The organism is Gilliamella sp. BG1, assembly GCF_046635625.1.
Classification (GTDB): domain Bacteria; phylum Pseudomonadota; class Gammaproteobacteria; order Enterobacterales; family Orbaceae; genus Gilliamella; species Gilliamella bombi.
The window spans coordinates 1-2,934 of record NZ_JBIDFG010000040.1; the positions used below are offsets into that span (position 1 = coordinate 1).

A 2,934-nucleotide genomic window follows, 5' to 3' on the forward strand; every position below is an offset into this window, starting at 1 on the left:
TTTATCGAACAAACCGATATGAGTAATTTACTGTGGGTTATCGTTGATTTAGTAGAGCAAGCTTTTGATGAGTTACAAGAGTACGGGTTAACGGAGGATAAGAATAATGGCTAACATCTCACTGGACGCAATAAATACTATCAATACAAAACTAGGACAAGCCAACGCTATCACCACGCTTTTAATGGTGGATTGTGATTCGGATACGCCAATTAATGATGAGTTACGCGCCTATGCCCTTGATGCTGTATCAGACTTGATTAACGATTCTAAAAAGCTATTTAGAAGCGAAACCGAGCACAAGGAGGCAAAGAATGAAAGAGTTTGATTTTGTCCATAACGATGACGGCACTATTACCGCATTAAGGCTTAAAAATGGCAAATATGTAGCACTATTTTCTTTTGGCAAGGATGAAATCCCTAACTTACTCGCCGATGTCACCAAGCGACTACCGCCCGAAGTTAGGCGATACATGACACAAATTAAGGGGGTAAATCATGGATAATCAGCAAGAAGTAACAGCAATTCATCATAGTATCGTTGATTCTACTATGGCGATTATAGCAGGCTTATTTTTAATTGAGCAGATTAATAAAAACGGTGCCAAGGTGTTTATTCATGACGGTATCAAGATTGATATTGATAAAGATTTAATTGTTTTAGGGTTAAAAGTTAGTCTTGAAGAATGCTTGATTGAAGACTTTGGCGAAAGTGAGGGATTAAATCGTACCTATGGACTATTAAAAAAGATGTACGCCGAAAGTGACGATAAACCTATGGCACTAACGCAATTCGGGCAAGAAATGCTTGCAACGTTATTTATTGATTTAGCCGAAGATATCAAAGCTGAATCTAACGCGATAATTCATTAAGGGGGATGTAATGAAAATCAATGAAATTACAGCCCAAGCCGTAGATAAATGGGATTATATCTTTCAATCATTAGGTATTGAAGTGGGTAATGGCAAGCATTGCCCTTGCCCTGTCTGTGGGGGTAAGGATAGATTTAGATTTGATAACCAAAATGGTAGAGGTACTTATATCTGTAACCAGTGTGGTAGTGGTGACGGCTTAGAGCTTATCAAAAACTATTATCAATGTGACGCTAAAGAAGCATCAAATAAAGTAGCGGAATGTTTAAATCTGTCTAATCAGAATAACCAAATACGGGAAAATCTCGCATTTAGGAATATAGATTCCAAACAATTGCATAACAATAACATACCAGATAATCCCGTATGTAAAAAGGTTGAGTATTTGCTATCTAAAGCAACATTAGGGCAACCTCAATACCTGACTAAGAAAGGGTTAACCTTTGATTTGCCCTTGTTAGATAACGGGCGCATTTTTGTGCCCATGCTGAATCTTCATAATGAATACGCAGGCGGTCAATTTATTGAACCTGACGGTAGTAAGCGCTTAATGAAAAGCTCGAGCAAAAAAGGGGCTTTTATTTTAGTCAGCTCAATATTGAGCCGACCTGCCGAGGTGTGCGCAAATTTGCTCACACATAATGAAATTATTATCTGTGAGGGTTTAGCCACAGGGATATCGATAGCGGAATTCCGCCATCAGGCTATTGTTATATCCGCCATTGACGCAGGCAATCTTATTCATGTAGCTAAAGACATTCGTGAGTTAAACCCTACCGCTAAAATCATTATTGCAGGTGATAACGATATTGGTCAAAGCCCTAATACGGGCTTAGCTAAAGCAATAGAGGCAGCTCAAGCGGTAAATGGTTATTACTCCGTTCCTGATACAGATTATAAATGTGATTGGGATGATTATAGGCAACAATTTGGAAGCGATAACGCTTTGGCTCATTTTAATAAAAACCTCATAAAACCAGAGTTATCCACCATGACAAAACATAACATGCAAAACGAGTTATCAAGCATGAACCTATCGCAAATGGCATCAAGCCAACGGGCTGAACTGCTCAATCAATATTATGATAATAACCTTGCGATTAACCTTACTACCGATGAAATCTATCACTATCAAGATAACGCATGGCAACCTATAAGCGATAAACTATTAATGCGAACACTAGCCGATTTATTCACTCAATCAGGCGAACCTTTTAACCCTATGCGAATTAGCTCAGCGGTTGAATCGCTCAGGTTATCACTGCCTATAATGGGAACACCTCAGAAAGATTTAATCTGCTTTAAAAATGGCGTATATGAGCTAAAAAGCCAAACCTTTAGACCTCACAATAAGCAAGATTGGTTATTAGTCAGTAATGATATTGATTACTACCCTGCCAAAGAAAATGAATCTTTTGATACTCATGCGCCAAACTTCGCTAAATGGCTAAAAAGAGCATCAGGCAATCAAGATAAGGCTAAAAATATCTTGGCTGCGCTATATATGATATTGGCTAATCGCCATGACTGGCAATTATTCTTAGAGGTTACAGGCGCAGGCGGTAGCGGTAAAAGTGTTTTTGCTGAAATTGCGACGATGTTATCAGGTAAAAACAATACTGTAATAGGCACTATGGACGCATTAGAAAAGGCAAGGGACAGAGCCTTAATCGTGGGTTACTCATTAGTCATATTACCCGACCAACCGCGTTATATGGGCAGTGGTGCAGGATTAAAAGCAATTACTGGCGGTGATGAAGTAGCAATAGACCCAAAACACAAGCAACCCTATTCTTGTAAAATCCCTGCGGTAGTCTTGGTTATCAATAACGAGGCAATGAGATTTAACGAACGAAATGGAGGTATATCACGGCGTAGGGTTATCTTTCACTTTGGCGAGGTCATCCCTGAAAAAGAGCGAGATTTAAACTTGGTTAGCAAAATAGAGCAAGAGCTCCCCTCAATTGTGAGGTTGCTATTAAATGAGTTTATCAATCCAACAGAAGCTAAAGAAAGACTACACCAGCAACAACAATCAGACGAAGCGACGGCGATTAAACG

At 39.1% G+C, this 2,934-nt stretch carries 4 protein-coding genes; all 4 read left to right on the forward strand.

The window, feature by feature from the left end:
* The first annotated feature begins 106 nt into the window (after positions 1 to 106).
* The gene (locus ACGH80_RS11635; RefSeq protein ID WP_174798956.1) at positions 107 to 328 is read left to right on the forward strand and encodes a hypothetical protein; all 222 of its coding nucleotides are present in this window, start codon (positions 107 to 109) and stop codon (positions 326 to 328) included.
* Positions 315 to 506 (forward strand): hypothetical protein, encoded by a 192-nt coding sequence (locus tag ACGH80_RS11640; RefSeq protein WP_065627010.1) that lies wholly within the window; start codon positions 315 to 317, stop codon positions 504 to 506. The genes ACGH80_RS11635 and ACGH80_RS11640 overlap by 14 nt, the downstream gene beginning before the upstream one ends.
* Entirely contained in the window at positions 499 to 873 is a 375-nt protein-coding gene (locus ACGH80_RS11645; protein WP_174798957.1) for a hypothetical protein, read from the forward strand. Before ACGH80_RS11640 ends, ACGH80_RS11645 begins: the two co-directional genes overlap by 8 nt.
* Before the next feature lie 10 nt (positions 874 to 883).
* A partial coding sequence (locus ACGH80_RS11650) for a primase-helicase zinc-binding domain-containing protein (RefSeq protein WP_411631208.1) occupies positions 884 to 2,934 on the forward strand: 2,051 nt, incomplete at its 3' end.